This window comes from Nocardia sp. XZ_19_369, assembly GCF_015355715.1.
Classification (GTDB): Bacteria; Actinomycetota; Actinomycetes; order Mycobacteriales; family Mycobacteriaceae; genus Nocardia.
Map to the genome: position 1 here is coordinate 353,128 of NZ_JACVED010000003.1, position 20,386 is coordinate 373,513.

The 20,386-nt window shown below is 69.6% G+C and carries 1 protein-coding gene and 1 pseudogene; both read left to right on the plus strand.

Annotated features, from left to right (window positions below; translation table 11 throughout):
* Positions 1 to 270: 270 nt before the first annotated feature.
* Positions 271 to 7,617 (plus strand): amino acid adenylation domain-containing protein, encoded by a 7,347-nt coding sequence (locus tag IBX18_RS13295; RefSeq protein ID WP_194834009.1) that lies wholly within the window; start codon positions 271 to 273, stop codon positions 7,615 to 7,617.
* Between the two features lie 248 nt (positions 7,618 to 7,865).
* Positions 7,866 to 20,078 (plus strand): annotated as a pseudogene (locus IBX18_RS13300) (amino acid adenylation domain-containing protein); the annotation flags it as partial.
* Positions 20,079 to 20,386: the final 308 nt, after the last annotated feature.

Here is a 20,386-nt window from a genome sequence, read left to right on the forward strand (position 1 = left end):
TGCAACGCGACCGGCTCGAGACCGATATAAACCCTGGCATCTGGCAAGACACCGCTTCCATGGGGGTAGCGGCGGATGTACGACGTGAGAACAGGAGCCCAACAAGGGGGCGGACCGCTGTCAGCGGGCCGTATTAATCCAAGACAGCACTGCGTGGACACCGAACAGTCCCTTATATGATTGCTCGGACCGCGCTGGCCCCGGACGATACGCCCTTGATATGGGGGTTGGGCCGGGTCCTAGCTCGATGCGAGAGGTGAATGCACTCGAATGGAAACTGCCCGTCGTTCCGCTCGTGGTAGCCGTCGCCGCAGGTCGGGCAGCCCGCTGTTCGGGCAGTTGCTGACCGCCGCCGTCGAATCCGAGGCCAATGAGGTCGCTGTTCGCTTCAATCCGTCGGGCCAGCTCGACGACGAACGCCAGCTCACCTACGGCCAGCTCGACGCGGCCTCCTCGCGGCTGGCCAGGGAACTGATCGAGCGCGGTGTCGGACCGGGCGACGTGGTCGCCATCGGTATCGCCCGCAGCCTGCAGTCCGTGGTCGCCGTCTGGGCCATCGCGAAGACCGGCGCGGCGTACGTGCCGGTCGATCCGGCGTACCCGGCCGATCGCATCAACCACATCCTTTCCGATTCCGGCGCCGTGGTCGGTCTCACCACCTCGGCCCACCGCCCGGTGCTCGGCACCGGCGTGTACTGGATCGAGCTCGACGATCCGGTGCAGGCCGCGCGGATCGCCGCCCGGCCCGAGCACCCGATCTCTTACACCGACCGGGTGCGTCCGCTGGACGAGCGGCACCCGGCCTACGTCATCTACACCTCCGGCTCGACCGGGCGGCCCAAGGGCGTCGTGGTCACCCACACCGGCCTGGCCGGCCTGGTGGCCGCCGAGCGCGACCACTACGGGGTGACCGCCGATTCGCGCGTGCTGCACGTGTGCTCGCCGAACTTCGATGTGTCGGTGCTGGAGTTGCTGCTCGCCTTCTCCACGGGGGCGACGCTGGTGATCGCGCCGCCGTCGGTGTTCGGCGGCTACGAACTCGCCGATCTGCTGCGCCGCGAACGGGTCACGCACATGCTGATCACGCCGGGCGCCCTGGAATCGGTCGACCCGACCGGCCTGGACGACCTGCGCGTCGTGGTGGTGGCCGGCGACAAGTTCGGCCCGGAACTGGTGGGCCGCTGGGCCGCCGACCGCGAGTTCTACAACGGCTACGGGCCGACCGAGGCCACCATTCTCGCGACGAGCTCGGCGCGGATGCTGCCCGACGACGTCATCACGATCGGCTCGGCGATTCCGGGAGTCGGTGCGTTCGTACTGGATTCGCGGCTGCGGCCGGTGCCCGCCGGTGTGGTCGGCGAGCTGTACCTGTCCGGTCCGGCGCTCGCCCAGGGTTATCTGGGTAAGCCGGGGCTCACCGCGGAGCGTTTCGTGGCCAGCCCGTTCGGCGCCGACACCGACACTCCTGGCGCGCGGCTGTACCGCACCGGAGACCTGGTGCGCCGCACCGAATCCGAAGACGGGGGCGTGATCGAGTATCTCGGGCGCTCCGACTTCCAGGTCAAGATCCGTGGTTTCCGTATCGAACTCGGCGAGATCGACAACGCGCTGACCGCGCATCCGGACATCGACTACGCGGCCACGCTCGGCAAGACGCTGCCGTCCGGCGCGACCGCGCTGGTGTCCTACGTGCTGCCGCGACCCGGAACCACCGTGGACACCGGCGAACTCGCCGAGTTCCTCGGGGAGTCCTTGGCCGCGTACATGATTCCCGCCGCCATCATGGTGCTCGACGAGATCCCGCTGACCCCGGTCGGCAAGCTGGACCGCGCGGCACTGCCTGCTCCGGTGTTCGCCGCCAAGGCTTTCCGCGCGCCGTCCACGCCGGTCGAGGAGATCGTCGCCGACGTGTTCGCCGCGCTGCTGATGTCCGGGGACGAGGGTCGCGTCGGCGTGGACGACGACTTCTTCGAGCTCGGCGGCAACTCGCTGCTGGCCGCGCAGGCCGCCGCCCGGATCGGCTCGGCGTTGCAGGTGCGGGTGCCGGTGCAGTTGCTGTTCGAGGCGACCACCGTGGCCGCGCTCGCCGAACGGGTCGAGCAGCATGCGGGTTCGGCTGCGGGACAGGCGTTGCACGCCCGGCCGCGTCCGGCCAGGGTACCGCTGTCCTACGCGCAGCAGCGGATGTGGTTCCTGAACCGGTTCGATCCGGCCAGTGCCGTCAACAACATTCCGGCCGCGGTGCGGTTGTCCGGACACCTCGATCTCAACGCGCTGCGCGCCGCCGTGCGCGATCTCGCGGAGCGGCACGAGGTGCTGCGCACGGTGTATCCGGAGGTCGACGGCGAGGGCTACCAGCGGGTGCTGGCCACCGGTGATCCGCGCGCGGTGCCAGAGTTCGTGGTCGAGCAGGCCACCGAGGCCGAGCTGCCGGGGCTGGTCGCCGCGGTGGTGACCGAGGGCTTCGACGTGACCGTCGCACCGCCCGTGCGGGTTCGGGTGCTCGAGCTGAGCGACACCGAGCACGTGCTGGTCTGCGTGGTGCACCACATCGCGGGTGACGGCTTCTCGATGGGCCCGCTGACCCGCGACCTGATGGCCGCCTACCTGGACCGGATGCGCGGTGGCGCACCGGAATGGCCCGCGCTCGAGGTGCAGTACGCCGACTACGCGATCTGGCAGCGCGAGATTCTCGGCGCCGAGGACGATCCGGAATCGGTGCTGGCCAAGCAGATCGAGTACTGGCGCACCCAATTGGCCGCGCTGCCCGAGCAATTGGAGCTGCCCGCGGACCGGCCGCGTCCCGCGGTGTCCTCCAACCACGGCGCCACGCTGGGCTTCGAGATCGGCCCCGAGGTGCACGCCGCGCTGAGCCGCCTGGCGCACAACCACAATTCGACGCTGTTCATGGTCGTGCACGCCGCCCTCGCCGTGCTGCTGGCTCGCCTGTCCGGCACGCGCGACATCGCCGTCGGCACCCCGGTCGCCGGCCGCGGTGAGGCCGCGCTGGACGACCTGATCGGCATGTTCGTCAACACCCTGGTGCTGCGCACCGATATCGACTCCGGCGCGACGTTCGACGACCTGCTGCGCGAGGTGCGCCGGATCGACGTCGATGCGTTCGGCCACGCCGACGTGCCGTTCGAGCGGCTGGTCGAGCTGCTGGATCCGGCGCGCTCGGCGGCCAGGCACCCGCTGTTCCAGGTGATGCTGACCTTCCAGAACCTGGCGCGCACCGAGCTGGAACTGCCCGGCCTTTCGGTGTCGGCGGTCGATCTCGCGATGCCGCTGGCGAAGTTCGACCTGCAACTGGCGCTGGTGGAACGGATCGACAGGCACGGTGCGGCCGAAGGCATTTCGGCGGCGTTCACCTACGCCACCGATCTGTTCGATGAGGCCACCGTGCAGGACTTCGCCGATCGCTTCGGCCGGATCCTGCGTGCGGTCGCGAACGATTCCGACGTGACCATCGGCGACATCGACGTGCTCGCCCCGGGCGAGCGCGAGCTGGTGCTGCACGAGTGGAACAGCCCGGGTGCCGCGGTGCCCGAGGTGACCCTGGTGGACCTGATCGGTGCCCAGGCCCGCAGTCGTCCGGACGCCGGAGCGATCCGTTACGGCGACACCACGCTGACTTTCGGTGAGTTGCAGCGCCGCGCCAACAAGGTGGCGCGGGCGCTGATCGCCCAGGGCGTCGGCCCGGAATCCCTAGTCGCCGTTGCGGTTCCGCGTACCGAGGAGCTGCCGGTCGCGCTGCTCGCGGTGCTCACCGCCGGTGCCGGATACCTGCCGATCGATACGACCTACCCCGCGCAGCGGCTGGAATTCATGCTCACCGATGCGGCCCCGGCCTGCATCCTGACCACCGCCGGTGAGCTGGAATCCGTTCCCGCGGGCGATATTCCGGTGATTCTGCTGGAGGACACGGCGGACTTCGCGGACGGCCGGATCCGGTCCGCCGAACGCACCGCGCCGCTGCGGCCGGACAACCTGGCCTACGTCATCTACACCTCCGGCTCCACCGGCGTGCCCAAGGGTGTCGGCGTCGCGCACCGCAATGTGGTGCAGCTGTTCGCGAACACCCAAATGATGTTCGAGTTCGACGAGACCGACGTGTGGACCCTGTTCCACTCGTTCGCCTTCGACTTCTCGGTGTGGGAGCTGTGGTGCGCGCTGGCCAACGGCGGCACCGTCGTGGTGGTCGACTACCTCACCTCCCGGTCCCCGGAACTGTTCCGCGAGTTGCTGATTCGCGAGCAGGTCACCGTGCTCAACCAGACGCCGTCGGCGTTCTATCAGCTCGCCGAGGCCGACCGGGCCGCGCAGACCGCCGACCAGGCCAAGTTCGCGCTGCGCTACGTGGTGTTCGGCGGTGAGGCCCTGGACCTGCGCCAGCTGCAGCGCTGGTACGACCGGCACGCGGTGGACGCGCCCTGGTTGGTGAACATGTACGGCATCACCGAGACCACGGTGCACGTGTCGTACCTGTCGCTGGACGAGCAGATGGTGGACAACGCGGCCAGCGTCATCGGCCGCGCGCTGCCCGGCCTGGACGCCTACGTGCTCGAGGATCGGCTGCACCCGTCGCCGGTCGGCGTGGCCGGCGAGATCTACGTCGCCGGTCAGCAGCTGTCCCGCGGTTACCTCGGCCGCCCCGGCCTGGCCGCGACCAGGTTCGTCGCGAATCCGTTCGGCGCGCCCGGATCCCGGATGTACCGCACCGGCGACATCGGCCGCTGGGTCGGCTTCGGCGGGCAGGCGACGCTCGAATACGCCGGCCGCGGCGATCAGCAGGTGCAGTTGCGCGGCTTCCGCATCGAGCTCGGCGAGATCGAGTCGGCGCTGGTGCGCTGCCCTGGCGTGAGCCAGGCGGTGGTGCTGGTGCGCACCGACGAGAACGCGGGCGGCCGGCTCATCGGCTATGTGGTGCCCGACACCGGTGCTCAGCTCGACCCGCTCGAATTGCGCGGTCAGGTGGGCGAATTCCTCACCGGCTACATGGTTCCGGACGCGCTCGTGGTGCTGGACGTGCTGCCGCTGACGCCGAACGGCAAGCTGGATCGAAAGGCCCTGCCCGCACCGGAGTTCCTCAGCACGGCCACCTTCCGCGCGCCCGGCTCGCCGGTCGAGCAGGCGGTCGCCGAGGTGTTCGCCGGACTGCTCGGTGCCAACGAGATCGGCCTGGACGACGACTTCTTCGGCCTCGGCGGCAACTCACTGCTCGCCACCAGGGTGGTCGCCAGGATCAACGAGGCACTGGACGCGAACCTCGTGGTGCGCGAACTGTTCGAGTCGCCCACCGTCGCGGCGCTGGCCGCCCGCGTGGTGCCCGGCGCGGCCAAGGCGGCCGGCGCGCGGCCGCCGCTGGCCCGGATGCCGCGCACCGATCGGGTGCCGCTTTCGCTTGCCCAGCAACGGATGTGGGTGCTCAACCAGTTCGATCCGGACTCGCCCGCCTACAACATCCCCCTGGCCATCCGGTTGTCCGGCGTGCTCGACGTGCCCGCGCTGCGCAACGCCGTCGCCGACGTGCTGGAGCGGCACGAGACCCTGCGCACCCGCTACCCCGCGGACCCGTCCGGAGTGGCCTACCAGGAGATCCTCTCGGTCGGCGAGGCACTGCCCGGCGGCCTGGAGACGGTCACCACCGCGGATCCGCTCGGTCGCATCACCGAGCTGATGGCCACCGGCTTCGATGTGACGCAACAGGTTCCGGTGCGGGCGCTGCTGCTCGCGGTCGGCCAGGACGAGCACCTGCTCGCCTTGGTCGTGCACCACATCTCCGCCGACGGCGCCTCGATGGCACCGCTGGCGCGCGATCTGGTGACCGCGTATCTCGCTCGCATCGGCGGTAATTCGCCGCGCTGGTCGCCGCTCGAGGTGCAGTACGCCGACTTCGCCGGCTGGCAGCGCACGGTTATCGGCACCGATGACGACGAGAACTCCATCGCGGCACGGCAATTGGCGTACTGGCGCAGCCAGCTCGACGGGCTGACCGGCGAGCTGAACCTGCCGCTGGACCGCCCGCGCCCCGCCATCCCGTCGATGCGCGGTGCCTCCACCGGCTTCGCCGTGTCGCCCGACGTGCACGCGGCGCTGGTTCGGCTGGCGCGCGAACACAATTCGACGCTGTTCATGGTCGTGCACGCCGCGCTGGCGGTGCTGCTGGCCCGGCAGTCGAACAGCAGCGACATCGCCATCGGCACCCCGATCGCGGGCCGCGGCGAACGCGCGCTGGACGACTTGGTCGGCATGTTCGTCAACACGCTGACGCTGCGTACCGCTGTCGAGCCCGGCGTGACGTTCGCCGAACTGATCGACCGGGCCCGCGAGACAGACCTGGCCGCCTTCGCCAACGCGGACATCCCGTTCGAACGGGTCGCCGAGGTGGTGGCCGCCGGTCACGCCTCGGTCTACAACCCGCTGTTCGGCGTGGTGCTCTCGTTCCAGAACAACGAGCAGCCGTCGCTGGAGCTGCCCGGCCTGACCGTCACCGGACTGGACGGCGGCGAGATCGCGGCAAAGTTCGACCTGCAGGTGAACGTCGACCCGCGGCACCGCCCCGACGGTGCGCCCGACGAGTTGATCACCGCGATCACCTACGCGACAGACCTTTTCGACGAGTCGACGGTGCAGGCGCTGTGCCGCAGGCTGGACCGGGTGCTGACCGCGGTGGTGGCCGATCCTCTGGTGCGGGTCGGCGATATCGACCTGCTGGACGCGCAAGAGCGCGAGCGGGTGCAGTCCGCCGCGGAGTCCGCGCAGGAGTCCGCAGCCAAGGGCGGCACCGCCACCACCGGCACCGCGCTGACGCAGGCGCTGACCGCCGTGGTCGAGGACGACCCCGACGGTCCCGCGCTGGTCTTCGGTGAGGACGCGGTGAGCTACCAGGAACTCGATGCCCGCTCGTCCCGCCTGGCGCGCGTGCTCGCCGCCCGTGGCTGCGGCCCGGGCGACGGTGTCGCCGTGCGGTTCGACCGCGGGGTCGATGCCGTGGTGGCGACCTGGGCCGTGCTCAAGGCCGGGGCCGCGGTGGTACCGGTGGCCTCGCTCGACGCGCCGATTCCGGCGGGACCGGTCGTGAAGACCGGGCTCACCGGTGCCACGGCGCCGGTGGCAGGCGAGGTCGACTGGCTCGTGCTCGACGATCCCGCGGTGGCCGCCCAGATCGCGGCCGAATCGCCGCGGCCGGTCACCTACGCACACCGCACGCGGGTGCTGCGCGGCACCGACCCGGCCTTCGTCGGGGCGCGCACGCTCGACTACGACCAATTAGCCGGTGCGGCAGACCGGTTGCGCACCGACACCGAGCTGACCTTCGAATCGCGGACCTTCCAGTTCGGCGGCTCGGCGGAGCTGGCGTTGATCGAGGCGGTGGCCGCAGGCTCGTGCGGGGCGTCGATGGTGCTCGTCCCGGCCGATGCCGACCTGACCGAGGCGCTGGCCGACGAGTGGGTCAGCCACCTGCTGACCGACCGAGCGGGACTCGGTACCCTCGATCCGGCGGCGTTGGCGGATCTGCGGACGGTGGCGCTCGCCGACGGCGCCGATGTCGACAGCGCATGGACGCAGGTGGCGACCGTGGTCGCCCTGTCCGATCTGCTGCGTGCGGGGTAAAACCCGTCAAGTACCGGGTGCAAGCCCCTAAAAACATGACTAGGGTCACTCGGGACCGGTTTGCCGAATCAGGGCAGCCGTTGCAAGTGTGGCGTAAACATGTTCGACAGGCAGGATGAGCAGAGTTTCATGGTTCGTGTAGTGGGGGACGTGCGGTCGGCTCGGCGACGGGGAAGCAAGACCCTGGCACTGGTGACCGCATGACGCGTCCCGCTCGTGTCCGCCCGGCCCGAACCCGGCGGCCCCGCGTCATCACGTTGCCGCAGCTGATGGCGACGGCTGTCGAAGCGAACCCCGACGGCATCGCCCTGCGCTACGCCGACGCCACCGCGACACTGGCGCAGGTGAGCTACGCCGAGCTCGACGAGCGGTCGACCCGGTTGGCGCGGCTGCTCATCGACCGCGGCATCGGCCCGGAAGACCTCGTCGCGATCGGCATTCCGCGCTCGATCGAGTCCGTGCTCGCGGTCTGGGCGGTGGCCAAGTCCGGCGCCGGCTTCGTGCCGGTGGACCCGAACTACCCGGCCGACCGGGTCGAACACATGGTGAAGGACTCCGGCGCGGTCTTCGGCCTGACCACCAGGCAGGCGGCGACCCAGCTGCCCGGGCAGGTCGAATGGCTTGCCATCGACGGTGATTCGACGCTGCACTCGCTCGAACAGCACTCGACCGAGCCGATCACCAACGCCGATCGGGTGCGTCAGCTGCGCGCCGAGCATCCGGCCTGGGTGATCTACACCTCCGGTTCGACGGGTGCGCCGAAGGGCGTCGTGGCCACCCAGGCCGGGATCGCCGGTTTCTGCGAGGAGCAGCGCACCCACTACGGCGTCACCAGTACCGCACGCACCCTGCACTTCTCGTCGCCGTCGTTCGACGCGTCGATGCTGGAGATGCTGCTCGCGCTCGGCGGCGCGGCGACCATGGTCGTGGTCGCGCCGACGGTGTTCGGCGGCGACGATCTGGCCGAGCTGCTGCGCCGTGAGCGGGTCACCCACGCGTTCATCACCCCCGCCGCGCTGGCCTCCATCGATCCCGCCGGTCTGGACGATCTCGGGGTCGTCGCGGTCGGCGGCGAGGCGTGGCCGCCGGATCTGGTGCGGCGCTGGCTGCTTCCGGTGTCCGGCGGCATGCGCGCGCTGTTCAACATCTACGGACCGACCGAGACCACCATCGTGGTGAATATCGGCGCGCCGCTGGAGCTGGACGCGCCGCTGACCATCGGCGGGCCCATCCGCGGCGTCACCGAATACGTACTGGACGAGCGGCTTTCGCCGGTGCCGGACGGCGTGGTGGGCGAGCTGTACATTTCGGGCGCCCAGGTGGCGCGCGGTTACCACGAGCGCCCCGCGCTCACCGCGACGCGCTTCATCGCGAACCCGTTCGACCCCACCGGTTCTCGGCTGTACCGCTCCGGCGACCTGGTCCGCTGGACGGCGGACGGCAGGCTGGAGTACGCGGGCCGCAACGACTTCCAGGTGCAGGTGCGTGGTTTCCGCATCGAGCTCGGTGAGATCGACGCGGTACTCGCCGGACACGACAGCGTGGACTTCGCGGTCACCATCGGCCACCAACTCGACAGTGGCGCCACGATTCTGGCCTCCTACGTGCTGGCGGCTCCCGGTGCGGCGGTGGCTACCGACGAGCTGATCGCGCTCGCCGAGCGCAAGCTGCCCGCGCACATGGTGCCCACCAGCATCACGGTGCTCGACGAGATCCCGCTGACCCCGGTCGGCAAGCTGGACCGGCGCGCGCTACCGGCACCGCAGTTGCAGACCAAGGAATTCCGTGCGCCCAGTGGCGAACTGGAGCTGCTGGTCGCGGGCATCTTCGCGGAGCTGCTCGACGCCGATACCGCGATCGGCGCCGACGACGACTTCTTCGCACTCGGCGGCAACTCGCTGATCGCCACCAAGGTGGTGGCCAGGCTCGGCGCGCAGATCGGCGCCAGGGTCCCGGCCCGGACGGTTTTCGAGGCACCGACGGTCGCCGGTCTGGCGGCCCGGCTCGAGCCGATCGCGGGCTCGGGCGGGCGGCAGGCCCTGACGCGCATGCCGCGCCCCGAACACATTCCGCTGTCGCTGGCGCAGCAGCGGATGTGGTTCCTGAACCAGTTCGACACCGCGTCGGCGGCGAACAATATTCCGTTCGCGATCCGGCTGTCCGGCGCGCTGGACGTGCCCGCGTTGCGGGCGGCGGTTGCCGATCTGGTCGAGCGGCACGAGACCCTGCGCACGGTCTACCCGGCGGTGGACGGCACCGGCTATCAGGTGGTGTTGCCTGCGGCGCAGGCGACTCCGGAGCTGGTGGTAACCGAGGTCGCGGCGTCGGCACTGCCGAACACGCTGGCCGAGTTCATGCTGGCCGGTTTCGATGTGGCGGCCGAGGTGCCGCTGCGGATGGCGCTGTTCCAGGTGGGCAGCGACGATTACGTGCTCGCGGTGGTCGTGCATCACATCGCGGCCGACGGCACCTCGATGGCGCCGATGGTGCAAGACCTGACCGTCGCCTACTTCGCGCGCGCCGCGGGTACCGCGCCCGACTGGGCGCCGCTGCCGGTGCAGTACGCCGACTACGCGCTCTGGCAGCGCGCGATGCTCGGCGACGAGAACGATCCACGGTCGGTGGCCGCCGCCCAGATCGATTACTGGCGTACCGCTTTGGCGGGTCTGCCCGGCCGGCTCGAGCTGCCGACGGATCGACCCCGGCCCGCGCTGGCCTCCGGCCGCGGCGGGGTCTACACGTTCGAGGTCGACGCGCAGATCCGGGCGAAGCTCGAGGCGATCGCACTGGACACCGGCGCCTCACTGTTCATGGTGGTGCACGCGGCCTTCGCGGCGCTGCTGGCCAGGCTGTCGGGATCCGCCGACATCGCCATCGGTACCCCGGTGGCGGGCCGTGGCGAGGCCGAGCTGGACGGCCTGATCGGCATGTTCGTCAACATGCTGGTCCTGCGCACCGACACCGCGCCGGGCAAGTCGTTCCGTGCGCTGGTCGAGTCCGCCAAAAAGGTGGACCTCGCGGCGTTCTCGCATGTCGAGCTGCCGTTCGAGCGACTCGTCGAGGTGCTCGATCCCGCCCGTTCGCAGGCGCACCATCCGCTGTTCCAGGTGGCGCTGTTCTTCCAGAACATGGACAAGCCCGCGTTGGAACTACCGGGGCTGTCCGCGGCGGCCCTCGATCTCGACGGCGCGGCAGCCAAATTCGACCTGCAGCTGACCGTCACCCCGCACGAGGGCGACGACGCGGGTCTGTCGGCCATGTTCACCTATGCCACCGACCTGTTCGACGAGGCGACGATCGCGCGCTTCGCCGCCAGGCTGCGCCGGCTGCTCCGGTCGGTCACCGCCGATCCCGACCGGGCGTTCGGCGATGCCGATCTGCTGTCGCTGGTCGAGCGGGATCGAATCCTGTTCGAGTGGAACGACACCCGGCAGCGGGTGGCACCGGACCTGCTGCTCGACGGCTATCGGCAGATGGTGGCCACGACCCCGGATGCTGTCGCGCTGGCCTATGAAGGCACTGAGCTCACCTATCGTGAGTTCGATCAGCGGGTCAACCAGCTTGCCCGGCTGCTGATTTCGCAGGGTGTGGGTGCGGAGTCGCTGGTAGGACTGGCGATTCGGCGTTCGCTGGATCTGGTTGTCGGCATGTATGCGATCGTGACCGCGGGTGGTGCGTATGTTCCGTTGGATCCGGATCATCCGGCCGAGCGGATCGCGCACATCTTGGATACCGCGCAACCCGCCTGCGTCGTGACAACTTCCACCGACGCGGCCGCATTGCCCGCCGGTGTTCACACGGTGGCCATCGACACCGCTGACCTCGCCCAGTTCGACAGCGCCCCGGTCCGCAAGGACGAGCTGCTGCGGAAGGTGCTCCCGCAGCACCCCGCGTACGTCATCTTCACCTCGGGCTCGACCGGCCGCCCCAAGGGTGTCGCGGTCTCGCATGCGGCGATCAACAATCAGATCGAGTGGATGCTGGCGGAGTACCCGCTCAATCAGGACGACGTCTACCTGCAGAAGACCGCGACCACGTTCGACGTGTCGCTGTGGGGCTTCTTCATGCCGCTGCGGGTCGGCGCGAAACTGGTCGTCGCGACCCCGGACGGTCATCGCGACCCGGCCTACGTCGCGGAAACCATTGCCGCGCAGTCGGTGACGGTCACCGACTTCGTGCCGTCGATGCTGACGATCTTCGCGGCGCACACCGCGAAGGGCGCGGTGCCGACGCTGGAGCAGATCTTCGTGATCGGCGAGGCGCTGCCGCCGGAGACGGTCACGGCGGTGCACGCGGTGATCGATGCGGACGTGCACAACCTCTACGGGCCGACCGAGGCCGCAGTGTCGGTGACCTATTGGCCGGCCGATGGATCGGATACCCGCTCGGTGCCGATCGGGTTGCCGCAGTGGAACACTCAGGTCTACGTGCTGGACTCGCGGTTGCGCCCCGTTCCCGACGGTGTGGCGGGTGAGCTCTACTTGGCCGGTGACCAGCTGGCCCGCGGCTATGTCCGCAGACCGGACCTGACGGCGGACCGCTTCGTGGCGAGCCCGTTCGGCACCGGTCAGCGCATGTACCGCACCGGCGATCTGGTGGTGTGGCACAAGGCCTCCGGTGCCGACGCCGACGACGAGATGGTGCTGGACTACCTCGGCCGCACCGACTTCCAGGTGAAGTTCCGCGGCCAGCGCATCGAGCTCGGCGAGATCGAAACCGCCTTGCTCGCCCACGATTCGGTGAGCCAAGCCGTCGCACTGGTCAGCCAGTCGACGCTCGGTGACCAGCTGGTCGCCTACGCGGTCGCCGCGCCCGGCGCGCACATCGACCCGCAGGAGCTGCGGGCCGCCGTCGCGGAAACACTGCCCGCCTACATGGTTCCGGCCGCCATCGTCGCGCTCGACGCGTTCCCGCTGAACCCCAGCGGCAAGCTCGATCGCAAGGCGCTGCCGGAGCCGATGTTCACCGCGCGTGAATTCCGTGCCCCCGCAACGGCGGTCGAGGAGATCATCGCCGGCGTGTTCGGCGAGGTGCTCGGCTTGGCCAGGGTCGGCGCCGATGACGACTTCTTCGCCCTCGGCGGCAACTCGCTGATCGCCACCCAGGTGGTGGCGCGGCTCGGCGCCGCGGTCGGCGGCCGGGTGCCGGTGCGGACGCTGTTCGAGGCGCCCACCGTGGCCGGTCTCGCGGCGGTGATCGACTCGCAGGTGCACGGACGCCCCGGCGTCGAGCTCGGCAGCATCGCGCGGCCGGACCAGTTGCCGTTGTCGCTGGCGCAGCGCCGGATGTGGTTCCTCAACCGCTTCGACCAGGATGACGAGACGGCCGGCTCGGCCGCCTACAACCTGCCGTTCGCGCTGCGGCTGACCGGGGCGCTGGATGTGGTCGCGCTCGGCGCGGCGCTGCACGACGTGGTGGCGCGGCACGAGGTGCTGCGCACCGTGTACCCGGAAACGGCCGACGGCCCGGTCCAGGTGGTGTTGCCGCCCAACGGTGTTGCCCTCGATGTCACGCCGCGGGTACTGAGCGAGGCCGACGTCGCGGGCGCGGTGTACGCGCTGGCGTCGAGTTCGTTCGACGTGACCGCCGAGGTCCCGGTCCGGGTGGCGCTGCTGCAGGTCGACGGCATGGCGGACACGTATGTCCTGGCCGTCGTGGTGCATCACATCGCCGCCGACGGTTCCTCGATGGGCCCGCTGGCGCGCGACGTGATGATCGCCTACGCCGCGCGGACCGCGGGCGAGGCGCCGAGCTGGGCGCCGCTGCGGGTGCAGTACGCCGATTACGCGCTGTGGCAGCGGGCGGTGCTCGGCGACGAGTCCGACGCCGAATCGATTGCCGCGCAGCAGATCAGCTTCTGGCGCGCGCACCTGGCCGACCTGCCGGATCTGCTCGAGTTGCCGACGGATCGGCCGCGTCCAGCGATCGCGTCGATGGCCGGTGCGCGGGTGGACGTGCAGATCGATGCGGCCACCCATGCCGGTCTCGTGGAACTTGCTCGGGCGCACGGTGCGACGCTGTTCATGGTCGTGCACACCGCGCTGGCCGTCCTGCTGGCCCGGCTCTCGGGCGCTACGGACGTCGCCATCGGTACGCCGCTGGCCGGCCGCGGTGAGCGCGAGCTCGACGACCTGATCGGCATGTTCGTGAACACCGTGGTGTTCCGGACACAGTTCGAGTCGGGTGAATCGTTCGCCGAATTGCTGACCAGGCAGCGGGAATCCGATCTGCAGGCGTTCGCGCACGCGGACATTCCGTTCGAGCGCCTGGTCGAGGTGCTCAACCCGCCGCGGTCGACCGCGCATCACCCGCTGTTCCAGGTGGGCCTGTCGTTCCAGAACATCGCGCGCACCGCGCTCGAACTGCCCGGGCTCACGGTCGCGGGACTGGACGCGGATCTGGCTGTGTCGCAGTTCGATCTGCATCTGATCGTGGGCGACGGCTACGACGAGTCGGGTGTGCCCACCGGCATGGGTGGGTTCTTCACCTATGCGACAGATCTTTTCGACGCCGCGACGGTGCAGGGCTTCGCCGAGCGGTTGACGCGGATTCTCGCCGCCGTGGTGGCGGACGCACGGGTGCCGGTCGGCGATATCGAGATCCTCGACGAGGCCGAACGCGATGCGGTGCTGGCGCATTGGAACGTGACCGAGCAGCAGGTCGACGAGTCGGCGACGCTGGTCTCGCTGTTGGATGCCGCTGTGGCGGCGGATCCGCGATCCGTGGCGCTGGTAGCGGATCTGCCCGCGGGTCGCGCGAAGGTGACCTACGGCGAGCTGGATGCTCGGGTGAATCGCCTTGCCCGGTACCTCATCTCGATCGGTGTCGGCCCGGAGTCGCGGGTCGCGCTGGCGTTCCCGCGGTCGATCGATCTGATCGTGGCGATGTACGCGGTGGCGAAGTCCGGTGGCGCGTATGTGCCGGTGGATCCGGCGCAGGCGGCCGAGCGTACGAGCTACATCCTCGAGTCGGCGGCACCGGTGTGTGTGCTGACGAACGCTGCGGCCGAGTTCGATACCCCGGTAGCACCTTTGGTGCGGATCGACGAGCTCGACCTCGACGGACTGGATTCTTCCCCGGTAACCGATGCCGATCGGGTTGCGCCGTTGCGTCCGGCGAATACCGCGTATGTGATCTTTACGTCGGGTTCGACGGGTCGGCCTAAGGGTGTTGCGGTTTCGCATGCGGCTATTGCGAATCAGTTGCAGTGGAAGGTCACTGAGTTCGGGTTGGATGCGGCGGATGCGATTCTGCTGAAGACGGCTGCGACGTTCGACCTTTCGGTATGGGAGTTCTGGTCGGCGGCGGTGTGTGGTGGTCGTCTGGTCATCGCGGCACCCGATGGTCATCAGGATCCGGCGTACCTGAACGAGTTGATGGCCCGCGAGTGGGTCACCACGCTGCACGTGGTTCCCTCCATGCTCGACGCGTTGGCGACGGCGGACTTCCCGACCTCCCTGTGGCGGGTCTTGGCGATCGGCGAGGCGCTGCCCGGTGGCTTGGCGCAACGCTTCCTGCGCGACTATCCCCGCGTCGAACTGTTCAACCTGTACGGCCCGACCGAGGCCGCGGTGTCCATCACCAGCCATCGGGTCACCCGTAACGACCAGGCGTCCGTGCCGGTCGGTGCGCCCGAGTGGAACAGCCAAGTCTTCGTGCTGGATTCGCGGCTGCGGCCGGTCCCGGTCGGCGTTTCCGGCGAGCTCTATCTGGCCGGTGCGCAGCTCGCCCGCGGCTACTTCGGTCGGGCGGATCTGACGTCGGATCGGTTCGTGGCCAATCCGTTCCAGACCGGCGAGCGGATGTACCGGACCGGTGACCTGGTGGCGTGGAAGGCCTCCGGTGAGCTGGAGTACCGGGGCCGCACCGACTTCCAGGTGAAGATCCGCGGTTTCCGCATCGAGCTCGCCGAGATCGAGGCCGCGCTGCTCGCGCTGCCGCAGATCGCCCAGGCCGCGGTCGTCGCCAAGTCGGACCCGCGCACCGGTGACCGTCTCGTCGCCTACCTGGTCCCCGCGACCACCGGTGTCGAAGTCGCCGAGGTGAAGTCGGCGCTGACCGCTGGTTTGCCGTCGTACATGGTGCCGTCGGCGTTCGTGGTGCTGGATGCGTTGCCGCTCAATGTGAATGGCAAGCTGGATCGGAAGGCGTTGCCGGAGCCGGAGTTCGAGGCTCAGGTGTTCCGTGCTCCGTCGACGCCGATCGAAGAGATCGTCGCGTCGGTGTATGCCGAGGTGCTCGGTGTCGAGCGGGTCGGTGCCGATGACGACTTCTTCGGCCTCGGCGGTAATTCCCTGCTGGCCACTCAGGTCGCGGCGCGCATCGGTGCCGCACTCGATTCCCGTGTCCCCGTTCGTACTCTGTTCGAAGCCTCTACCGTCGCAGGCCTGGCCGTCAAGGTCGAACAGCACGCGGGCACCGGCGGCCGCAAAGCCCTGGTCGCAGGGCCCCGTCCGGAACAGATCCCGCTGTCGCTCGCGCAGCAGCGCATGTGGTTCCTGAACCAGTTCGACACCGCCTCGGCCGTCTACAGCATCCCGGCCGCCATCCGCCTGTCCGGCGACCTCGACGTCGCCGCCCTGCAAGCGGCGGTGCGCGACCTGGTGGCCCGCCACGAGATCCTGCGCACCACCTATCCGCAGACCCAGCACGGCCCGGTGCAGTCCATCGCCGCAGCGGTGCCGGTCGATCTCGCGCCGGCACGCATCGACGCTGCCGACGTGCCGGACGCGGTATATCGCGTCGTCGCAGCGGGTTTCGATGTCACCACCGAGGTGCCGTTCCGCGCGAAGCTGTTCCATGTCGCCGACACCACCGACCATGTCCTGGTCTTCGTGGCGCATCACATCAGCGCCGACGGCTGGTCGATGGGCCCGCTGACCCGCGACCTGGTGCTGGCTTACGCCGCCCGCACCGGCGGCGCGGCACCGGCTTGGGCACCGCTGCCGGTCCAGTACGCGGACTACAGCATCTGGCAGCGCGACGTGCTCGGCGCCGAGGACGACCCGCAGAGCCTCATCGCTCAGCAGGCCGAATACTGGCGCACCGCGCTGGCCGCGCTGCCCGACGAACTGGCCCTGCCCGTGGACCGACCGCGGCCGGCCTCGGCCTCCTACCGGGGCGCGACGCTGGACTTCGAGCTCGACGCGGATCTGCACGCCGCCCTCGATCGCGTTGCTCAGCAGCACAACTCGACCCTGTTCATGGTGGTGCACGCGGCGCTGGCCGTCCTGGTGTCGCGGTTGTCCGGCAGCACCGACATCGCCATCGGCACTCCGGTGGCCGGTCGTGGCGAGGCCGAACTCGACGACATGATCGGCATGTTCGTCAACACCCTGGTGTTGCGCAACGAGATCGAGCCGGGCGCCACCTTCGACGCGTTGCTCGCCGACGTCCGGCAGACCGACGTGGCCGCCTTCGGCCACGCCGACCTGCCGTTCGAACGCCTGGTGGAGCTGCTGGATCCGGTCCGTTCCGCGGCGCGGCATCCGTTGTTCCAGGTGATGCTGGTTTTCCAGAACCTGGCGCAGACCTCGCTCGAACTGCCCGGACTCACCGTGTCCGGCATCGACCCGCAGGTCCAGCCCGCCAAGTTCGACCTGCAACTGACCGTCGCGGAACAGCCCGACACGCAGGGCATTTCGGCGGTCCTCACCTACGCGACCGACCTGTTCGACGCCGCGACCGTGCAGAACTTCGCCGACCGTTTCCGCCGCATCCTCGCGGCGGTGGCGGCCGACGATGCGGTAGTGGTCGGCGATATCGACCTGCTCGCCGCCGGTGAACGCGAACTCGTCCTGCACGAATGGAATTCGCTGGGCGCCTGGGTGCCCGGCGCCACGCTGCCCGGCCTCATCGCCGATCAGGTATGGCGTCGCCCGGACGCTGTCGCCATCCGGTTCGGTGACCGCACGCTCGCCCACCCGTCGCCCGACCACCACCCCTCATCGAGTCGCTCCGCGACGCTCACATACCGTGAATTGCAACGCCGCGCCAACCAGGTGGCCCGCGCACTGATCGCCCAGGGCGCAGGCCCGGAATCGTTGGTGGCCGTTGCCGTTCCGCGCACCGAGGACCTGCCGGTCGCGCTGCTCGGTGTGCTCGCCACCGGTGCCGCCTACCTCCCGATCGACTCCACCTACCCGGCGCAGCGGCTGGAATTCATGCTCGCCGACGCCGCCCCGGTCTGCGTGCTGACCACGCTGGACGAACGCGCCGCCGTACCCACCGGTGACCTGCCCGTCGTCTTGTTCGAGGAGACAGCGGCTTTCGCCGACGCGCCCATCCACGACGCGGACCGGCTCGCGCCGCTGCACCCCGACAATCTGGCCTACGTCATCTACACCTCGGGCTCGACCGGTGTGCCGAAGGGCGTCGGTGTCGCACACCGCAATGTCGTCGAGCTGTTCGCGAACACCCAGACCCTGTTCCGATTCGACGAGAACGACGTCTGGACGCTGTTCCACTCGTTCGCCTTCGACTTCTCGGTGTGGGAACTGTGGTGTGGCCTCGCGCACGGCGGCGCTGTTGTCGTGGTCGACTACCTGACCTCGCGGTCGCCGGAACAGTTCCGCGAGTTGCTGATTCGCGAACGTGTGACGGTGCTGAACCAAACCCCGTCCGCCTTCTACCAATTGGTGGAGGCGGACCGGACCGCCGAGCCGGACGCGCTGGCACTGCGCTATGTGGTGTTCGGCGGTGAAGCCCTGGATCTGCGCAAGCTGGAGCGCTGGTACGAACGGCACGGCGCGGCAACCCGTCTGGTCAACATGTACGGCATCACCGAGACCACGGTGCACGTGTCGTTCCTGCCGCTGGACGAGCGGGACCGGCACAATCCGGCCAGCGCCATCGGCCGCGCGATCCCCGGCCTGGACGCGTACGTGCTCGACCCGCGCCTGCACCCGACCCCGCTGGACGTGCCCGGCGAGATCCACGTCGTCGGCGCGCAACTGTCCCGCGGTTACCTGGGCAGGCCCGGCCTCACCGCGACCCGCTTCGTGGCGAACCCGTTCGGCGCACCCGGTTCTCGGATGTACCGCACCGGTGACGTCGGCCGCTGGCGGGACTGCGGCGACAAGGCGCAGCTCGAATACGCCGGTCGCAGTGACCAGCAGGTGCAGCTGCGCGGTTTCCGGATCGAACTCGGCGAGGTCGAGGCGGCCCTGCTGCGGTGTGACGGCGTGAATCAGGCTGTCGCCCTGGTCCGTTCGGACGGCAACGGCGATCGGCTCATCGGCTACGTGGTCGCCGACAGCGCCGTCGAACCGGTGACCGTCCGTGCCCAGGCCGCGCAGTTCCTGACCGGCTACATGGTGCCGGATGCGATCGTGTCGCTCGACGCGCTCCCGCTGACGCCGAACGGCAAGCTCGACCGCAAGGCCCTGCCTGCTCCGGAATTCGTCAGCGGCACCGTCTTCCGGGCACCGAGCTCGCCGCTGGAGCAGACGGTCGCACAGGTCTTCGCCGAGCTGCTCGGCGCGGAGACGGTCGGGCTCGATGACGACTTCTTCGCACTCGGCGGCAACTCGCTGCTGGCCGCGCAGGCGGTCGGCCGGCTGCGCGAGGCCACCGGCGCGACGGTCAGCGTGCAGTGGTTCTTCACCGATGCCACGGTGGCCGGCCTCGTCGCGCGGATCGACACCGCGGGGGAGTCCGACGCCGACGCCGCGATGCAGGTCCTGCTGCCGATCCGCACCGGCGGCACCGCGGCACCACTGTTCTGCCTGCACCCGATGTACGGCCTGGCCTGGAGCTACGCGGGGCTCACCCAGTTCCTGCCCGCCGACCAGCCGATCTACGGCCTGCAGTCCCCGGCGCTCGCCGAGGACGGCGAACTGCCCGCCTCGATCGCCGAGCTGGCGCACCGCTACGTCAGCGAGATCAGGACCGTGCAGCCGCACGGGCCGTACCAACTGCTCGGCTGGTCGCTCGGCGGCGTGCTCGCCCATGCGATCGCGACCGAGCTGCAGGCCGACGGCGAGCAGGTCGCGCTGCTGGCCATGATGGACAGCCACCCGAAGCCCGACGTCGCGGGCTTCCGCGCGGCGGTGCGCGGCGCGCTGGCCGAACTCGGGCTCGGCAGCGACCTGATCGCTGATGAGGACGACATCTACGACCTGAGCGACCAGGCGCTGGCCGCGCTGCACGCGATGATCCCGCCGGAACTGGTCGCACTGACCCCCGAACGGTTGCGTCGCATCTATCGCAGCGCGGTCCGCTCGGCCGAACTGATCGCCGAGCACCGTCCAGGGGTGTTCCACGGCACGCTGGAGTACTTCAGCGCCGCCGTGGCCGATCCCGCGGATGTGCTTCGCGCCACTGCGACCGACTGGGCTCCGCACGTCACGGGTGCGGTGCACGACCGGCCGATCGGGGTGACGCACGCGCAGATGACCGCACCGGAGGCGCTGGCCGACATCGGTGCTCAGCTGGCCGTTCTGCTCGATACCTCGAGCTGAGCGGCCCCGGCCGAGGTGAGATCACCAATCGCGCCTCGGCAGGGAATAATCGTTCCCGGCGCTCGTTTCGCGCGGTCGGGGAGCGGTCTGTGGCACAGATCGCGAGGGCTGTGTTCGGTGTGTGCCGGTGCGGTCGGTAACGATGGGTATGCGCGCATTCGATGTCCATGGGGGTGGGGCCAGCGAGGCGTGTGTGCGGCGACAACAGGCAGGGTGAGGCATCTCCATGGTTCGGTCGGTCGGGCAGCGGTATGACGACGCTCGCGCAGCGGTGTGCGCATGACCCGCCCAGCCAGAGTTCGGCCTAC

Excerpts from the sequence above, each read along its gene's own strand:
- IBX18_RS13295 (WP_194834009.1), top strand. The coding sequence starts at position 271 with ATGGAAACTGCCCGTCGTTCCGCTCGTGGTAGCCGTCGCCGCAGGTCG.